Below are 16,205 nucleotides of genomic sequence, written 5' to 3' on the forward strand. Positions count from 1 at the left end.
ATCAGCAGTTGACGAACTCCCCCTCGCGCCGCGAGGGGTTGTTGACGCAGGGGATGTTACGGGCGCCACGAACGGCACGGGAGTCGCTCTTCGGGGCCTTGCAGTAGACCAGAGGTGTCGTCTCGGGCGCCTGCTCGTAGACGGAGGACCACTGGTTCGCCGGCAGGTATCCCTCCGTGCAGTCGGTCGGCTTCAGGACGTTGGCCAGGGTCAGGCGGAGGTGGTTGGTGTCCCGGTTCTCCGCGGTCACCGACTGCAGCGCGGCGCTGGCCAACGGCATGTCGCTCAACACCGAGGCGATGTGGGCGTCGAAGACGCTCAGGGTCCGTAGTACGGGCGTCGTCTGCTTGAGGAACGGCGGGACGGAGTCCGACAGGTCCTCGAAGAGCGCCCGGGTCTGGGTGGCGAAACCCGGCCCCTGCGCGATCAGGGCACGCAGCTGGGGGTCGGCCTCGCTGAGGGAGGCGGTGAAGCGGGCCAGGTTCGTCGACAGTCCGCGGATCGCCTCGCTCTCCTCGTTGATGCTGTTCAGCACCGGGCCGGCCTCACGGAGGAGCGACGCGGTCGGCTCGAAGTTCTCGTCTGCCTTCTCGATCAGGGCCGTGCCGCTGTCGAGGATGTCCTGCAGGTCGTTCGCTCGGCCGTCGAACGCCGTGCCCGCCTCGCCCACGAACCGGTCCAGGGCGTCCTCGTCGATGCTGGAGACCAGCGCCTGCGCGTTGTCCAGCACCGGACCGATCTCGACCGGGAACGTGCTGCGCTCCATCGGGATGTGGTCACCGTCGGCCAGCACGGGACCGTCGGCACCCTCGACCGGCACCAGGGTGATGTACTGCTCGCCGATCGCGGAGCGGCTGCGGATGTCAGCGCGCACCGAGCCCGGGACCTCGGTGTCGTTCTCGAGACTGAGGGTGACCCGGTTCCCCTCGTCGGTGATCTCGAGCCCAAGGACCTTGCCCACCGGGTGACCGAGGTAGACGACCTCTGCGCCGGGGTACAGGCCGGCAGCCTGCGCGAAGTCGACCGTCACCTCGTGGCGGCCGATACCCAGGTGCTCGGGCACCTTCAGGAAGGTCATCGCGAGGAGCACCGTCGCGAGGACTGATGCAATGCCCATCGCGACGAGCTGCTTCTTGATGATCGGTGCAGCGCCCTTCATCATCGCGCGCTCCTCCCCAGCCCCAGGGCCTCCAGCAGCGATCCGAGCGTCACGCCCGGTGCCGGTGTGGCCTTCTTCTCCGTCGCACCGCCGGCACCAGTGGCTCCGGTGGCGGGGGCCGCGTTCTTCGCCGTCGCCTGCTGCGTCCGCGCGGCCGGGTCGAGCGGGCCCAGCAGGCCGCCGAGCGCCTGGCTGAACAGCTTCCCGACGTCCGGCAGCAGGGGAAGGCCCGGGACGCCGATGGAGCCGTCCGGGCGAACGATCCCGTTGACGAGAGACTTCGTGGTGAGGTCGACGGTGATCATGATGTTGCAGTAGTCGCCCAGGCACGCGTCGTTGACGGTCTCTGGCGCGAACGGGAACGTGATCGCATGGCTCAGCGCCGAGGCCGCGATGTCGCCCGACTCAGCCACGGAGGACAGCACGGGTGCGAGGTTCCGCAGGTCAGCGACCAGGTCCTCCCGCGCCTGCTCCACGAAGGGCGTCGCGACGGCGCTGAGCCGGGTCAGCTGCTTGAGTGCCTTGATCAGGGCGGGGCGGTGCTTGGAGAGCACCTCCAGAGCCGGACCGGCCTCGTCGAGCGCCTGGGTGATGACGCTGCGACTGTCCGCAAAGCGCTTCGACACCTTCGAGAGGCTGCGCACCGAGCTCAGGATGTCCCCGGTCTGGTCGTCGAGGGCCGTGAGGAACGAGTCCAGACGGGGCAGCAGGTCCGCGATCGCGCGATCACTGCCCCCCACGACCCGGTTCAGCTCGCTGGTGATCGTGGCGACCTGCTCAAGTCCTCCGCCGTTGAGCGCGAGGGACGCAGACGACATCACCTGCTCCGTCGAGGCATTGGCGAAGCCGCGCTCCAGCGGGATCCGATCGCCGTCGCCCAGCCGGCCCTCCGCGCGGGCGGGCTCCGCCAGCTCCACGAACGCCGATCCCAGCAATGAGTTCAGCCCGATCCGGGCGATCGCGTTCGCAGGGAGCTCGACGTCCGGTTCGATGCTCATCGTGAGCTCGGCGTGCCAGTCTCTCACCTCGACCTTGGTGACCGTGCCGACCGCGATGTCGTCGACCTTGACCTGGGCGTTGGTGGTCAAGGTGCCGACGTCCGGGATCTCCGCGACCACGACCATGGCGTCGTCCCCGGTCCCCTTGCCGCCGGGCAGCTGCAACGAGTCGATGCCGTCGAACCGACAGCTGGAGAGCGCAAATGCCGCACCGAGGAGCGCCATCCCGACGCGGGCGCGCCTCACGACGCACCTCCGGCGAGCAGCACGAGCAGCGTGTCGAGCACCTTGCGGACCTCCGGCGTCGAGGCCACGTCGTCCAGCAGGCCTCCGATCAGCTTGTTGCACGCCTCCTGCGTCTCCTTCTCCTTGCCGCCGATCACGCCGCCGATGCCGCCGCAGATCAGCTGGCCGGGAGCGAGGACCGCAGGGGCGCCGAGGTTCACGCCGATGGCGTTCTGCCGCTTGTGGTAGGCCTCGGTGATGTTCTCCAGCGCGTTCGGAGCGACGTGCAGGATCTGGGCGAGCGAGACCTGCTGCTTGTTCACTACGCTCATCACGTCGGTGAGCCGGGTGATGCTCTCGTCCAGGGTGCCGCGGTTGGCGCCGACGAACCGCTCGACGTCCTTGACCGCGTCGTCGAGCTGGGCCAGCGCGGGGCGGATCTGCTTGCGTTCCTGGCTGAGCACCTCCGAGACCGCGTCGAGGTTGCGGATGAACAGCTTCATCTGCTCGTCGCTGCTGGCCAGTGCCTTGACGAAGACCTCGAGGTTCTTGACCAGGGAGAAGAAGTCGTCGCTGCCCCGGTCGAAGACCTGGATCGCCTCCGCCATGTCGGCGATCGTCTGGTTGATCTTCTGCCCCTGGCCCTCGAGCAGGTCGGCACCGGTGTCGATGAACTCCGAGAGGGCGCCGTTCTTGTTCGCCCCCCGCGGCCCGAGCGCCTCGACCAGATCGTTGACCTGCTCCTTGATCTCGTCCCACTCGACCGGCACGACGGACCGCTCGATCGGGATCTCCGCGCCGTCGGCCAACACCTCTCCCCCGTCGTAGCGGGGCGCGAGCTGGATGTAGCGGCTGCTCACCAGCGACGGAGCAACCAGCGCCGCCTTGGCGTCAGCGGGGATCTTCACGTCACCGTCGACGTGGAGCTTGACCCGGACCTTGCCGTCCATCGGCTTGATCTCGTCGACCCTGCCGACCGGGACACCGAGGACCCGGACCTCGTCCCCGGCATAGATGGCGTCGGTTCGCTCGAACCAGACCGTCACGTTCGTCTGTTCACCCCCACGCATGCCGAGGGCACCGAGGGCCCCGACCACCACGGCGGCGGCGACGGCGACCCGCGTCCAGCGCTGGTTGATGCCCTTGAACCGGTCCTTCATCGCCCGGCCCCCTCGAGCATCGGGTCCTTGAACCCCAGCGCCGAGAGATCAGGCTGGAGCAGGTTGCCCGGCAACAGGTTCTGTAGCGTGGCGTTGAAGAACGGCCCCCCCGCGACCACCTCACCCATGCCGGTGACGTAGGTCGAGAGCCCGGTCAGGATCTTCGTGATGTTCTGCTCGTTCTCCTGGAGCACGGCGACCACCTTGTTCAGCTGTTCGAGGGCAGGACCGATGATCTGTTCGTTGTCCTTCACCAGGCCGCGCAGCTCCTGGGACATCGTGGTGACGTTGGTGAGCAGCGCCTTGATGTCGCGGCGGCGCTCGGTCAAAGCGGTGAACAGCTTGCTGCCGTCCTTCATGATCGCGGTGAGGTCGTCGCTCCGGCCGGCGAGCACCTTGCTGAAGGAGCTCGCGTTGCGCAGCAGGCTCTGCAACGCCGCGTCACGACTGCTGACGGTCTGGGACAGGCGGCTCACACCGTTCACCGCCTGGCTGAACGCGGGGGTGACACCCTCGAGGGTCTCGCTGACCGTGTCCATCGCCTTGGCCACCGCCCGGACGTCGATCGCCTCGGTCTCACGCTGCAGGTCGCCGAGCGCCTCGTTGACGTCGTACGGCGCCGTGGTGCGCTCGAGCGGGATCTGGGCACCGGACGCGAGCTCGCCGTTCCCAGCGGACTCGAGCACGAGTGCCTTGTCGCCGAGCACGGTCTCCACGCTCACGGTTGCCGTGGTCTCGTCGCCCAGCGTGATGTGGGCGTTGGTCAAGGAGAAGCGGACCACCACGCCCTCGTCCCCGAGCTCGACGGTCCCGACGCGACCGACGGTCATGCCGCTCACCCGGACCGGGGCGCCCTGGGTGAGGCCGGCGGCCTCCGGCAGCACAGCCGTGTACTGGCGGCCGAACATGCCCACCACGCCGTTGATGTTGAGGACGAGCAGGATGCTGGCGGCGAGCCACACCAGCACGATGATCCCCAGCGGCAACGGGTTGCGTTCCCGGAACATCTTCATTTCTTGCACCGCGTTTCCTGGCTGCGGACCGAGGGGGTCCGGATGATCTTCCCGTCGGCACCGCCCACGGCGATCTCGACCTCGCACAGGTAGAAGTTGAAGACACTGCCGTGCGAGGCGATGCGCCCCAGCGTCCGATAGGCCTTGGGCAAGGTGTCGAGCACCTTGCGCAGCGTGGCCTGGTTGGTGTTGAGGATCTTCGCTAGGTCCTTGACGGCGATCACCGTCGCCTGGAACGGCTGGCGGCTGTCACCGAACAGCTCGGTCAACCGGTCGGTCATCCGCGCGATCGAGGTCACCGAGTCCGCGAGCGGGTCCCGGTCCCTGGCGTAGCCACTCATCACCGCGCGGAACTTTCCGATGCTCTCCCGCAGCTGGGCGTCGCGGGAGTCGAGGCTCTCCAGCAGCACGTCCATGTTGTCGATCAGGTCGGTAATCGCCGCGCTGTCGTCTGCGAGCGTGTTGGTGAGGCTTCCGGTCTTGGTCAGCAGCGCCTCGACGGTGCCGCCGCGACCCTGGAGGGTCGCGACAAGGTTCGTCGCCAGCTCGTTGATCTCGCCGCCGTCGAGCCCACGGAAGAGCGGCTTGAAGCCGTTGAGCAGGACGTCGAGGTCCAGCGCCGGCGTCGTACGCTCGACCGGGATCGTGGCACCCGCGGCGAGGGGCTTGCCCGCGCCGGGCTCCTGCTGGAGCTCGAGGTAGCGGTCGCCGTGGAGGTTCTCGTAGCGGACCAGGACCTCGGTCCGGTCGGTCAGCGTCTGCTCGGAGTCGACGTGGAAGCGGACCAGCATCCGGTTGCCCTCGGCGACCTCGATGTCGTCGACCTGGCCGACCCGGACCCCGGCCACCCGGACCTTGTCGCTGGCCTCGAGGCCGCTGATGTCGTCCATCAGCACCGCGTAGGAGGTCTTGGGACCGATCCTGGTCTCCCCCAGCGTCAGGTAGAGGAGCCCGAGGACCACCGCGCCGATGACGGCGAGGATGCCCAGCTTGATGGCGTCGGCACGGACGTTCACTGCTCGGGACCTCGCTCCGGGATCGGGATCTCAGCCTTCGGCAGGCCGTAGCAGTTCGGCCCGCGGCCCTTGGGCAGACCGGGTAGGTCCTTCGGGTACGTGTAACGGGGAAGTTCGGAGCGGATGCTCACCAGGGCACGCAGTCCGGCGGACTCGCCACCCAGCACGTCGGCCATGACCTTGCGGTTGGCCTCGAGCCCTTGCAGCAGGCACGGCAGCTCACTTGAGTAGGCGTTGAGCGTCTCGGCGGTGGGCCGTGCGGCGCGCAGCAGGTCGGCCAGCGCGTCGCCGTTGATGCCGAGGAACTCGGTGGCCTCGCCACCGAGGAGCGAGAGGCTCACCAGGAGCTGGTCCAGCGCCTGGTCCTGGGTGGTGAGCGTGCGGGCGGTGACCGTCGCGTTGCGCAGCACCTTGATCAGCGCCGGCGACACCTCGACACCGAGGTCGGCGAGCTCAGCGACCGCGAGCAGGTCCTTGCGCAGGTCAGGCAGCAGCGGCTCGAGGCGAGTGAGGTAGGACTCGGCCTTGCGAGCGACCGCGGCGATGTCGGTCCCGCGACCGTCGAGGGTGCGGGCCAGCACCGTCAGGGTGCTGTTGAGCTGGGCGATGTCCACGCTGGACAGCAGGCGGTCGAGCCCGTCGAAGACCGTGTTGACCTCGGTCGTGACCCCGGAAGCCCGGATCACGGCACCCTCCGCGAGGGAGCCGGTGGTCGCTTCGGCACCCGGGAGCAGCTCGACGTACTTGGCACCGAACACCGTCGTCGCCCGGATGTCGCCGACGACGCCGCCAGGGATCCGGTCGATGTGGTCACGGTCGATCTCCAGGACGATCTCGACGTCGCGGCCGACCGGCCGGATCTTGCCGACTCGTCCCACCTCGACACCGTGGTACTTCACCCGCGCGCCCGGCTCCATGATGAGGCCCGATCGGCTGGTCTGGAGCACGACCTCGGCCGGGTTGGTGAGCGAGCGCGTGAACGCGAGCCCGGTGAAGACGAAGATGCCGACCAGCAGGAGCGAGAGCGCGACGCCTGCGACGCGCAGCTTGAGCGGAGATGTGTTGTTCATGCCTCAGCCCGCTAGGTGGAAGGTGTTGAAGTTGGCGTAGATCGCCATGGCGATGAGCAGGTTGACGATCATCACCGCGCTCAGCGAGGACCGCACGGAGCGGCCGACAGCCTCCCCCACGCCAGCCGGACCACCGGTGGCGGTGTACCCGAAGAAGGTGTGCACGAGCATCACCACGGTGACCATCGCCAGCACCTGGAAGTAGGAGAAAACGATGTCGAGCGGGTGCAGGTAGAGGAAGAAGTAGTGCGAGAAGTTACCTGTGCCGACGTCGTAGTAGAAGACCAGGAACAAGTAGTTCGCGGCGAAGCCACCGAGCGTGGCGAAGACGTAGAGCGGGGTGATCACGATCATCCCGGCGAGGACACGGGTGCTGGCGAGGTAGGGCAGCGACGGGATCGCCATCACCTCGATGGCGTCGATCTCCTCGCTGATCCGCATCGCGCCCAGCTGCGACGTCGTCGCCGCCCCGAGGGTCACCGACAGGGCGACGCCGGCGAGGAGCGGCGTGGACAGCCGCGAGGTGAAGATCGCAGCCAGCGCGGGGCTCACTGAGCCGACGCCGACGTTGGAGGAGGACTCGAAGCCCTGCGCCGCGGCGACACCGCCTGCGAAGAAGGTGATGAAGGTGATGATGACGACCGAACCGCCGACCAGCGCGAGGGCCCCGGTCCCGGTGCCGAGCTCGGCGATCAGCTTGACGATCTCGCCGGGGTGGCGGCGCAGCGCACGGGGAGCACCGGCGAAGACGCGGAAGTAGAACAGGCCGTGCTGGCCGATCGAGTCGAGCGCGCGACCCGGGGCACGGCGCGCAGCAGTCAGCTTGGGGGCGATGGTCGACATGGGCGCCTCAGAGAATCGCGAACTGGATCAGGCTGATGACCAGGCTGATGGGGACGAGCACGGCGACGGTGATCACGACCGCCTGGTTGACGGCGTCGCCGACACCCTTCGAACCACCCGAGACGTTGAGGCCGCGGTAGCAGGCGATGATCCCGGCCACCAGACCGAAGACGAACGACTTGATCATGCTGACCATCAGCTCGGGGATCGCGGTGAACAGCGGGATGCTGTCGAGGTAGGACCCGGGCGTCACGCCCTGGAGGTAGACCGAGAAGAAGTAGCCGCCGACGAGCCCGCCGGAGCAGATGAGCACGTTCAACAGCATCGAGACGAGCACCGCCGCGACGATCCGGGGCACGACCAGACGCTGGATCGGGTCGATGCCCAGCACCTGCATGGCCGCAATCTCCTCGCGGATCGTCCGTGCCGCGAGGTCGGCACACATGGCCGTGCCGCCGGCACCGGCAACCACGACCACCGTGACGAACGGGCCGATCTGCTGGACCGACGCCAGGCCCGCGATCGCACCGGCGAGATCCAGGGCGCCGATGTCGCGCAGCAGCAGGTTGATCTCGAAGATCACCAGCAGTGTGAAGCCGAGCATCACCAGCAGCGTGGGGACGAGCGAGACCCGCGCGACGAACCAGGCCTGTTGGACCGTCTCGCGCCACGAGAAGCCCTTCGTGAACATGATGACCAGGGCGTCGAGCGACATCGCCAGCACCTGCCCGAGCGCGCTGGTCGGCTTCGCCACCGACTGCATCACTGACGCCATCGACACATCCCCCATGAGGCAAACGCGGCTGCAGATAGACTCTCCACAGCTTTTGAATCTGGATTAAGGTAAGTCCAGTTATGGAACGGTAAGCCGAGACTCGTTGTGTGTCAACCGTCACCCACCACGACCCCTCGAAGGAGCACAGATGGACCTCGGACTGAAGGACGCGCGGGTGCTGGTCACCGGTGGCGCCTCGAACATCGGGCGTGGCATCGTGCACGCCTTTGCGGGTGAGGGCAGCCGGATCGTCCTCTCCGACATCGACCAGGAGCAGGCGGAGAAGGTCGGACAGGAGGCCCTGGACCGCGGCGCGGCCGCGGTGGAGCTCGTCGTGGGCGACCTGGTCCAGGAGGGCGAGGCGCAACGCGCCGCCGACCGGGCCGTGGAGCAGTGGGACGGCATCGACGTCCTCGTGAACAACGCCGGCTGGAGCGTGCCCGGCTTCATCGCCAGGAACACCGACCGCGCCAATTGGCAGAAGACCGTCGAGGTCAACTTCTTCACCGCCATCGCCGCCACCCAGGCCGTGCTGCCGGCCATGCGCGAGCAGAGCCGTGGCTCGATCGTCTTCATCGCCAGCGAGTCAGCCTTCGGCCAGATCCGCCAGGGTGTCTACGGCGCCACGAAGGCAGCGGTGGTCGCCCTCGCCCGCACCACGGCCCGCGAGCACGGGCGGCACGGGATCCGCTCCAACATCGTGTGCCCCGGCCTGGTCGTCCCGGAGGGCCCGGAGGCCGTCGGGAGCAAGAGTCTCTGGGCGGTCGGCAAGGACAACGTGTTCAACGACGACCAGGCGCAGTACCTGCTCAAGGACACGCCGCTCGGTCGGCTCACCACGGCCGAGGACGTCGCCGCGTCCGTGCTGTTCCTGGCCTCCGAGCGGATGAGCCGCCAGGTCACCGGGCAGCTGTTCAGCGTCAGCGGTGGCTACACGATGCCCTGAGCCCTGGGCCTGGGGAAACCCACGCCCCCGGCCGGTCGGCCAGCTGGCCGACCGGCAGGGCGCCCAGTTGGGCGATCGGCCCGGGACATCTGCGCCGATCAGCGCAGGAGGAGCAGCACGCTCGCGGTCCCGACCACGGCGATCCACACGTCCAGCGTCCGCTGGAGCGCCGTCCCCCGGAGCTCCATGAAGTCGAGCGCGACGAGGCGCGCCTTAACGAACGCCAGCACGGCCGCCACGGCGGACAGCACCCGCACCGAGGCGAGGTCGTGCGCCGTCCCGGTCGTGAGGAGCAACGCCAGCAGGGTCAGGGCAACGAGGATGATCAGGGCGACCAAGGCGCGCCTGGACGCAGTGGCCTCCTCCGCCCCCGGGTTCTGGATGGTCGCGGTCGTCTCGTCCGTGGTGCTCATGCGTGCGTCCCGATGTAGAGGATGGAGAAGATGACCAGCCACAGCAGGTCGACCATGTGCCAGTAGCCGGCTGCCGCCTCGGCCCACCGCATCGACACGCGGCCCTGGGCCAGGCCCCACCGCCACGAGACCAGCAGGATGCTGCCGATCGCGACGTGCATGAGGTGCAGGCCCGTGAGCACGAAGTAGTAGCCGAAGAACGTCGAGCTGGTGATCGCGTGGCCGTTGGAGATCTCGAGGGTGTACTCGACGAGCTTGACGGTGGCGAAGAGCGCCCCACCTGCGAGCGCCCAGCCCACCAGCTGGCGGGCCCGTGCGTCGTCGCCGCGGCGCTGCGCGGCAACGGCGCGCGCCACGACGTACGACGACGCGAGCAGGACCATCGTGTTGATCAGGCCCAGCGCCACGACGAGGTGCGCCGCCTCGGCCGCGAAGCCCGGGCGGTCCTCGCCCAGCTCCCACAGATAGGCCCCGAAGAACATGGCGAAGACGGACATGTCGCCGAGGACGAAACACCAGAAGCCGAGGTCGACCGGAACCGGTCGGCGGGACGGGGCCGCCTGAACGTGCGCGGTCATGCCGCCACCCCCTCATCCGTGACGATCTCGACCCGCAGCGCCATCGAGCGCAGCACGAGCCCGGTCACGAGGAGCCAGAGCGCGTACGTGGTGAGGGCGAGCCAGAAGATCAGCACGCCGTTCCACGCGAAGGGGCCGCCGTGGAAGACGAAGGCGAGGATGTCGAAGCTGAAGGTGAACCCGATCCAGCAGTTGAGGTAGCCCAGCCAGCGCGGCAGCACCGTGCCGTCGCCCCTGACGGCGGCGGCCGCGATGGCGAGGTTCTGGATGATGAACGGCGCGATCGGGGTGATGAACAGCAGCCATGAGAGATCGTTGAGAAGCACCGTCAGCTCGGCGTCACGCTCGGGACGGAATCCGGCGACGGCCATGATCAGCATCGGCACGAGCAGCATCACGGCAGTGACGGCGCCAGCGAAGACCTGCACGAGCGTCAGGATCGGCACTCCTCGCTCGGTGCGCCACATCGCATGGGTGAGGGCCGCGAGCATCGGGATCACCAGGCTCACGCCGATGGACGAGACCGCGATCCCCATCGGGACCCGCAGCCCGTTGTCGTAGAAGGCGACGACCTCGGCTGCTGTGTGGTCGGGCCCGAGCGGAAACGGCAGCACGCCGGAGATCAACCACCCAGCGAAGGCCACCGCGATCACTCCGGGTCCGCACCAGGCGCACACGAGGTAAACCAGGCGCGCGTCGCGGCTGAGCCGGAGGACGGGCCCCCGGTCGTCGGCGCTCGAGGGCGCCGGAGGGACCCGGTGGGCGGCTTGGTCCGCGGCTTGGTCCGCGGCCTGGGGCAGGGTCGAGGTCACGCAACCACCTGTCGTCGGGGCGGCGCACCACCCGGAGCGCAGACGTCACTTTTGAATCGTATGTAGAAACTGCGGGGCAGACGCTAGAACTGACACCGGTCGGTGTCAAGATGTTTTTGTGAACACCCCCACCCGGCCTTTCCGCGGCGTGAGCGCTGCCGAGCGCACCGCCACGCGGCGCGACCAGCTGCTCGAGGGCCTGCTCGACGTCGTCCTGGCGGAGGGATCTGCCCGCACCACGGTCAACAAGGTGTGCGCCGCGGCCGGCTTGACCAAGCGGTACTTCTACGAGAGCTTCGCCTCGCTCGACGAAGCCATGTCGGCAGCGGCCACCCGGCTGTTCGACGGGTTCTACAACGCGATGGTCGCCCTGACCCAGGACTCCAGCGAGGTCACGGTCTTCCGGGCGATCGTCGCCGCGACGATCGACGAGCTCGACGCCGACCCGCGGGCTGCGCGCCTCTTCGCCGAGGCGCCGGGCAACGCCGTGGTGCGCGAGCTGCGAGCCCGGTCGATCGAGCGCTTCACCCGGCACCTGACCGGCCACATCACCGCAGGGGCGTCCGCCTCGCCCGACCTCGAGCTGCAGGTCCGGGTCGTGGTGTCCGGCACGACGGACGTCATCACCGGCTTCCTGGACGGGTCGGTCGACACAACCCGCGAAGCCATCATCGAAACCGCGGGCCACCTGATGGAGCTGACCTCAGCCAAGTCCGGGCGTGAGCTCGGTAGCGGCCCGTCGGCCCGCCATGAGGCACCCCCGAAGCCTGGGTGACTCAGGAAGTCGCCCGCAAGGCGCACATCCGAGGGCATGGCTGCCGAGGCTGCCTACATCGCGTCGTACGAGCCCATCACGACGATGGCGCCACCATCGATCTGGAAAGCCCGGTCATGGAACGTCCGGGTCCGGCCGCGACACCGTCGGAGCCTCCAGCACGACGGCGTCCATGCCCGGGCACCGAGGGTTACGAGCCACGTCGAGCCGGCGATCCCGGCGCCGACGACAGCGGCGTCTGATTGTCCACAGTTCGCCTTCTCAGGCCAGGACGCTGAAGCGCCAGTCGAGCACCGGTCGTTCGCCGTTGGCCGCCACCTCGGCCCGCAGGTCCACGACCGACCAGTCCCCGACGGCCGTGACCCGCCCCACCGTGAACCGACTGGTGAGCGTGTCGCCCTCATGGACCGGGCCCGTGTGGTCGCACGACTCCCAAGCGAGGATCGTGGCCAGGTCGGGAAGGGCGCGCAGCAGCTGGGAGGTGGCGATCGCGATCGTGTGGCCGCCGTAGACGAGCCGCTGACCACCAGCCTGGAACCGGTCGTGGTGCACGGCGGCGACGTTGAGGGTCAGCCGGGCGAGCTCGGGCGCGCTCGAGACGACGTCGCCGGTCGCGACCTCAAGGACGTCCCCCTCCTGGGGCACCACCTCCCGGACACCCCCGGCGACGTAGGCCGAGCGGTCCCAGGCCGGCACGAGCACTGTCGGGTCGACGGGCGGGAGGTCGGCGCCGACGGCGTCGAGGTCGTCGGCATGACCGGTGGGCGGAGCCCCCGGTGAGAGCGGCAGCATGGCACAGCGGTAGAAGTCCACCACCGGTCGTCCGTGCTGGTCGACCGTCCGCATGTGGAGCGCGGCAAGCCCGGTCGGCGGCCGTCCCTCGCGCCGGCCGTTCTCGCGCAGGCCCACGACCGTGGTCGTGGTGCCCAGGGTGTCGCCGATGAGCGGCTGACGGAGCAGCGCGAAGCGGCGGTAGAAGAGGTTCGCCCGGACCCGCTGCGTGACCAGCGTCGTCTGGCCGATGGCCGCATTCGTCACGAGCGCCGGCGACGCGACCGCGCCGCCGGCGACGCTGTGCGCGAGGTGGTCGTCGAGAGCGAGGCGCCAGCGGTCACCGGCGATAACCTGGTGCTGGGCCGCCCGCCCCTCGGTCAGCGTCAGGCTGGGAGCGGTGTCGAAGACCTGCCCGACCTCGAGCTCGTCGAAGAAGGGGCCGCCGACGGTCCGCGGCGCGCTCACCGGGCACCCGCTCGGGCCAGCACGTGGCGGGCGTCCTTCGCCATGGCCTCGTCGACCAGTGCGCCGTCGACGACCGCAGCACCGCGACCTGCAGCCGCCGCCTCGTCCAGCGTCTGCAGCACCCGGCGGGCGTGGTCCACCTGCTCGGGGGAGGGCGTGAACGCCTCGGTCACCGCCGCCGCCTGACGCGGGTGGATGACCCACTTGGCGTCGAAACCAAGCGCCGCGGCGTCTGCGACGGCGGTCCGGAACGGCTCGTCGTCGGCCACGCCGAGGAACGGGCCGTCGATGGCCGCGACCCCAGCAGCGCGGGCGTGCAACACGAAGGCGTCCTGGATGCCGCGCCACGCCACCTGGTCGAGGGCGCGGGAGCGTCCGAGCGAAGCGCCGAGGTCGGCGTACCCGACGACCAGCGCCTCGAGCCGCTTCGGTCCGGCGACCACGTCGCCGAGCCGCAGCACCCCGGCCGCGGTCTCGACCAGCGCCTGCACCGCGAGCGGCTCCCTACGCCCCAGCTCGACCTCGAGACCGTCCAGCAACCGCTCCACGAACTCCACATCGGCCCGCGACTCGACCTTCGGCAGGACGACTGCAGAGATCGCGTCGATCCCGGCCACGGCCTCGAGGTCCCGGTGACACCACGGCGATCCGATCGCATTGACCCGCACGACCACCCGCGGGCGGTCCTCAGGCCACGAGAAGGCGCCCAACTGCTCGCGGGCCCGCTCCTTGTCGTCGACGGCGACGGCGTCCTCGAGGTCGACGACGACCTCATCGACACCGGACTCGAGTGCCTTGTGCAGCTTGCGATCGTCCCCCGCCGGGACGCAGAGCGATGCACGGCGGGTTACCAGCGCGACGTTGACCACGGTCATTCTTTTAATCTACATTAAAGACAGACGGGCGGGCAATCGGACCGCCACGCGACTACGGAGGACGCGCACACCATGTCAAGGATGTCAGCGGAGGAGCAGGAAGTCGTCGCCCTGGTGCGCGACTGGATCGACCGCGAGGTCCGTGGCAACGTGCAGCAGGTCGAGCACGCCAACGAGTACCCCGAGAAGTGGATCGAGCAGATGAAGGAGCTCGGGATCTACGGCCTCGCCATCCCGGAGCCCTACGGCGAGGTCGCCGTCTCGATGCCTTGCTACGTCGAGGTCACCACCGAGCTCGCCCGCGGCTGGATGAGCCTCGCCGGCGCGATGGGCGGCCACACCGTCGTCTCCAAACTGATCCTCCAGTTCGGCACCGAGGAGCAGAAGCAGCACTACCTGCCCCGGATGGCGACGGGCGAGCTGCGCGCAACGATGGCGCTGACCGAGCCGGGCGGTGGCTCCGACCTGCAGGCGATGAAGACGGTTGCCCGCAAGGACGGCGACTCCTACGTGGTCAACGGCTCCAAGACGTGGATCAGCAACGCCCGCCGCTCCGGCCTGATCGCGCTGCTCTGCAAGACCGACCCGAACGCGACCCCGCGCCACAAGGGCATCTCGATCCTGCTCGTGGAGCACGGCCCGGGCCTGACGGTCTCGCGCGACCTGCCCAAGCTGGGCTACAAGGGCGTGGAGTCCTGCGAGCTGGCCTTCGACGACTTCCGCACGCCGACCGCCTCGCTGCTCGGCGAGGAGGAGGGGCGGGGCTTCGCACAGATGATGCGGGGCCTGGAGACCGGTCGCCTGCAGGTTGCCTCCCGCGCCCTCGGCGTAGGCCAGGCCGCCTTCGACGACGCCCTGGCCTACGCCCAGGTCCGCGAGTCGATGGGCAAGCCCATCTGGCAGCACCAGTCGATCGGCAACTACCTCGCCGAGATGGCGACCAAGCTGACCGCTGCGCGCCAGCTGGTCCTCTTCGCCGCCGAGAAGTACGACGCCGGCGAGCGCTGCGACATGGAGGCCGGCATGGCGAAGCTCTACGCATCCGAGGTCGCGATGGAGATCGCGCTCAACGCGGTGCGTATCCACGGCGGCTACGGCTACTCGACCGAGTACGACGTCGAGCGGTACTTCCGCGACGCCCCGCTGATGATCGTCGGCGAGGGCACCAACGAGATCCAGCGCAACGTCATCGCCGCCCAACTGGTCAAGCGCGGCGGCCTCAGCGGCTGACCCGGCCACCCACCGACCCACACGGCCGCGGGGCCAGCGGCCACACCGACCACCCCGCGGCCGTGTGAACTAGTGAAGCGCGATTAGAATCCCGCCCATGGCGAAGAAGTCCGGGAGCCCGACATTGGCCACCGCACGCGAAGGCAAGTCGGCCGACAAGAAGTCGGCCCGGACCCGGACGCGCATCCTCGATGCCGCCGCCCAGGTGCTCAGCGCCAAGGGGTACGCCGGCATGCGGCTCAGCGACGTCGCCGAGGTCGCCGAGCTCCAGGCGCCGGCGATCTACTACTACTTCCCTTCCCGCGACGACCTCATCGAGGAGGTCATGTGGGTGGGCCTGGCCGACATGCGCGAGTTCCTCACGAGGGCTCTGGACTCCGCGCCTGCCGACGCGACAGCCATGGACCGCATCCTGCTCGCCGTGGAGACGCACCTGCGCCACGAGCTCGAGATCTCCGACTACGCGACCGCCGCGATCCGCAACAGTGGCCAGCTGCCCGAGCACATCCGCGAGCGCCACGACGCCGAGGAGAAGAAGTACGGCGCCGTGTGGCGAGACCTCTTCAGGCGCGCCGCCGAGACCGGGGACCTCCGCGACGACCTGGACCCCTACCTCGCCCAGATGTTGGTGATGGGCACCCTGAACTGGGCAGCCGAGTGGTGGAAGCCCAACCGCGCCACGATCGACCGCGTGGTCACCGCTGCCCGGTCCTACGTGCTCCACGCCCTTACATCCTGATCCCGGGCAGCGACCGACAGCCGGACTGCGGCTCCCCGGCGCCGCTTTTCGAGGCTAGGTTCAAAACTGGACAATCGGGAGGAGGCCCCCATGGGCGTCGACGTTGCGGTGACGAACTTGACCAAACAGTTCGGCAAGCAGCTCATCTGGAAGGGCGTGACGCTCACCCTCCCCGCCGGCGAGATCTCGGTGATGCTGGGCCCGTCSGGCACCGGCAAGTCGGTCTTCCTCAAGGCCCTCATCGGCCTGATCAAGCCCGACGAGGGCTCGATCGTCATCGAGGGCACCGACATCGCCTCGTGCTCGGAGAAGGAGCTCTACGAGGTCCGCAAGCTGTTC

The 16,205-nt window shown here is 68.9% G+C and carries 18 protein-coding genes; 5 read left to right on the forward strand and 13 right to left on the reverse strand.

Annotation, left to right across the window (positions count from 1 at the left end; all coding sequences use genetic code 11):
- Window position 1: 1 nt before the first annotated feature.
- Genes L615_RS15590 through L615_RS15625 form a run of 8 tightly spaced genes read right to left on the reverse strand, consistent with a single transcriptional unit; the run spans window position 2 to window position 8,259 of the window.
- Complete coding sequence (locus L615_RS15590) at window positions 2-1,162, reverse strand: MCE family protein (RefSeq protein WP_145725664.1); 1,161 nt, start codon at window positions 1,160-1,162, stop codon at window positions 2-4.
- Window positions 1,159-2,403: an MCE family protein gene (locus tag L615_RS15595; protein WP_145725665.1), complete on the reverse strand. Its 1,245-nt coding sequence runs from the start codon at window positions 2,401-2,403 to the stop codon at window positions 1,159-1,161. Before L615_RS15595 ends, L615_RS15590 begins: the two co-directional genes overlap by 4 nt.
- Window positions 2,400-3,542 (reverse strand): MCE family protein, encoded by a 1,143-nt coding sequence (locus L615_RS15600; protein ID WP_145725666.1) that lies wholly within the window; start codon window positions 3,540-3,542, stop codon window positions 2,400-2,402. The genes L615_RS15595 and L615_RS15600 overlap by 4 nt, the downstream gene beginning before the upstream one ends.
- A complete protein-coding gene (locus L615_RS15605) occupies window positions 3,539-4,549 on the reverse strand; it encodes an MCE family protein (RefSeq protein WP_186449890.1) in 1,011 nt (336 codons plus the stop codon). The genes L615_RS15600 and L615_RS15605 overlap by 4 nt, the downstream gene beginning before the upstream one ends.
- Window positions 4,550-4,551: 2 nt before the next feature.
- Complete coding sequence (locus L615_RS15610) at window positions 4,552-5,571, reverse strand: MCE family protein (protein ID WP_145725668.1); 1,020 nt, start codon at window positions 5,569-5,571, stop codon at window positions 4,552-4,554.
- Window positions 5,568-6,641, reverse strand: a complete 1,074-nt coding sequence (locus tag L615_RS15615) for an MCE family protein (protein ID WP_145725669.1) — start codon at window positions 6,639-6,641, stop codon at window positions 5,568-5,570. Before L615_RS15615 ends, L615_RS15610 begins: the two co-directional genes overlap by 4 nt.
- A 3-nt stretch (window positions 6,642-6,644) precedes the next feature.
- Window positions 6,645-7,484 carry an ABC transporter permease gene (locus tag L615_RS15620; protein WP_145725670.1) on the reverse strand — a complete coding sequence of 280 codons (840 nt, stop codon included), beginning with the start codon at window positions 7,482-7,484 and terminating at the stop codon, window positions 6,645-6,647.
- Window positions 7,485-7,491: 7 nt separating this feature from the next.
- Entirely contained in the window at window positions 7,492-8,259 is a 768-nt protein-coding gene (locus tag L615_RS15625) for an ABC transporter permease (RefSeq protein ID WP_145725671.1), read from the reverse strand.
- Window positions 8,260-8,407: 148 nt separating this feature from the next.
- On the opposite strand from L615_RS15625, the gene L615_RS15630 reads away from it, so the two are divergent.
- A complete protein-coding gene (locus L615_RS15630) occupies window positions 8,408-9,205 on the forward strand; it encodes an SDR family NAD(P)-dependent oxidoreductase (protein ID WP_145725672.1) in 798 nt (265 codons plus the stop codon).
- Window positions 9,206-9,303: 98 nt separating this feature from the next.
- Here L615_RS15630 and L615_RS15635 read toward each other — a convergent pair whose 3' ends face one another.
- The 3 genes from L615_RS15635 to L615_RS15645 are packed head-to-tail and all read right to left on the reverse strand — an operon-like array spanning window position 9,304 to window position 11,008.
- Window positions 9,304-9,618 carry a cytochrome C oxidase subunit IV family protein gene (locus L615_RS15635; protein WP_145725673.1) on the reverse strand — a complete coding sequence of 105 codons (315 nt, stop codon included), beginning with the start codon at window positions 9,616-9,618 and terminating at the stop codon, window positions 9,304-9,306.
- Entirely contained in the window at window positions 9,615-10,196 is a 582-nt protein-coding gene (locus L615_RS15640) for a cytochrome c oxidase subunit 3 (RefSeq protein WP_145725674.1), read from the reverse strand. The genes L615_RS15635 and L615_RS15640 overlap by 4 nt, the downstream gene beginning before the upstream one ends.
- Entirely contained in the window at window positions 10,193-11,008 is an 816-nt protein-coding gene (locus L615_RS15645; protein ID WP_145725675.1) for a hypothetical protein, read from the reverse strand. Before L615_RS15645 ends, L615_RS15640 begins: the two co-directional genes overlap by 4 nt.
- A 118-nt stretch (window positions 11,009-11,126) precedes the next feature.
- On the opposite strand from L615_RS15645, the gene L615_RS15650 reads away from it, so the two are divergent.
- Window positions 11,127-11,783: a TetR/AcrR family transcriptional regulator gene (locus L615_RS15650; protein WP_145725676.1), complete on the forward strand. Its 657-nt coding sequence runs from the start codon at window positions 11,127-11,129 to the stop codon at window positions 11,781-11,783.
- Window positions 11,784-12,044: 261 nt separating this feature from the next.
- On the opposite strand, the gene L615_RS15655 is transcribed toward L615_RS15650, so the two are convergent.
- Window positions 12,045-13,022, reverse strand: coding sequence for an acyl dehydratase (locus L615_RS15655; protein WP_145725677.1), 978 nt, complete (start codon window positions 13,020-13,022; stop codon window positions 12,045-12,047).
- Window positions 13,019-13,897: a CoA ester lyase gene (locus tag L615_RS15660; protein ID WP_145725678.1), complete on the reverse strand. Its 879-nt coding sequence runs from the start codon at window positions 13,895-13,897 to the stop codon at window positions 13,019-13,021. Before L615_RS15660 ends, L615_RS15655 begins: the two co-directional genes overlap by 4 nt.
- A gap of 81 nt (window positions 13,898-13,978) precedes the next feature.
- On the opposite strand from L615_RS15660, the gene L615_RS15665 reads away from it, so the two are divergent.
- The 3 genes from L615_RS15665 to L615_RS15675 form a co-directional block, all read left to right on the forward strand.
- Window positions 13,979-15,127 carry an acyl-CoA dehydrogenase family protein gene (locus L615_RS15665; RefSeq protein WP_261376726.1) on the forward strand — a complete coding sequence of 383 codons (1,149 nt, stop codon included), beginning with the start codon at window positions 13,979-13,981 and terminating at the stop codon, window positions 15,125-15,127.
- Between the two features lie 97 nt (window positions 15,128-15,224).
- Window positions 15,225-15,866 (forward strand): TetR/AcrR family transcriptional regulator, encoded by a 642-nt coding sequence (locus L615_RS15670; protein ID WP_145725680.1) that lies wholly within the window; start codon window positions 15,225-15,227, stop codon window positions 15,864-15,866.
- Between the two features lie 90 nt (window positions 15,867-15,956).
- Window positions 15,957-16,205, forward strand: a 249-nt coding sequence (locus L615_RS15675) for an ATP-binding cassette domain-containing protein (RefSeq protein WP_145724822.1), incomplete at its 3' end; no start/stop codon positions are given.

The organism is Nocardioides sp. J9 (genome assembly GCF_007829375.1).
In the GTDB taxonomy this organism is placed as follows: domain Bacteria; phylum Actinomycetota; class Actinomycetes; order Propionibacteriales; family Nocardioidaceae; genus Nocardioides.

Excerpts from the sequence above, each read along its gene's own strand:
- L615_RS15590 (WP_145725664.1), bottom strand. The coding sequence starts at position 1,162 with ATGATGAAGGGCGCTGCACCGATCATCAAGAAGCAGCTCGTCGCGATG.
- L615_RS15600 (WP_145725666.1), bottom strand. The coding sequence starts at position 3,542 with ATGAAGGACCGGTTCAAGGGCATCAACCAGCGCTGGACGCGGGTCGCC.
- L615_RS15605 (WP_186449890.1), bottom strand. The coding sequence starts at position 4,549 with ATGTTCCGGGAACGCAACCCGTTGCCGCTGGGGATCATCGTGCTGGTG.
- L615_RS15615 (WP_145725669.1), bottom strand. The coding sequence starts at position 6,641 with ATGAACAACACATCTCCGCTCAAGCTGCGCGTCGCAGGCGTCGCGCTC.
- L615_RS15620 (WP_145725670.1), bottom strand. The coding sequence starts at position 7,484 with ATGTCGACCATCGCCCCCAAGCTGACTGCTGCGCGCCGTGCCCCGGGT.
- L615_RS15625 (WP_145725671.1), bottom strand. The coding sequence starts at position 8,259 with ATGGCGTCAGTGATGCAGTCGGTGGCGAAGCCGACCAGCGCGCTCGGG.
- L615_RS15630 (WP_145725672.1), top strand. The coding sequence starts at position 8,408 with ATGGACCTCGGACTGAAGGACGCGCGGGTGCTGGTCACCGGTGGCGCC.
- L615_RS15635 (WP_145725673.1), bottom strand. The coding sequence starts at position 9,618 with ATGAGCACCACGGACGAGACGACCGCGACCATCCAGAACCCGGGGGCG.
- L615_RS15640 (WP_145725674.1), bottom strand. The coding sequence starts at position 10,196 with ATGACCGCGCACGTTCAGGCGGCCCCGTCCCGCCGACCGGTTCCGGTC.
- L615_RS15660 (WP_145725678.1), bottom strand. The coding sequence starts at position 13,897 with ATGACCGTGGTCAACGTCGCGCTGGTAACCCGCCGTGCATCGCTCTGC.
- L615_RS15665 (WP_261376726.1), top strand. The coding sequence starts at position 13,979 with ATGTCAGCGGAGGAGCAGGAAGTCGTCGCCCTGGTGCGCGACTGGATC.
- L615_RS15670 (WP_145725680.1), top strand. The coding sequence starts at position 15,225 with ATGGCGAAGAAGTCCGGGAGCCCGACATTGGCCACCGCACGCGAAGGC.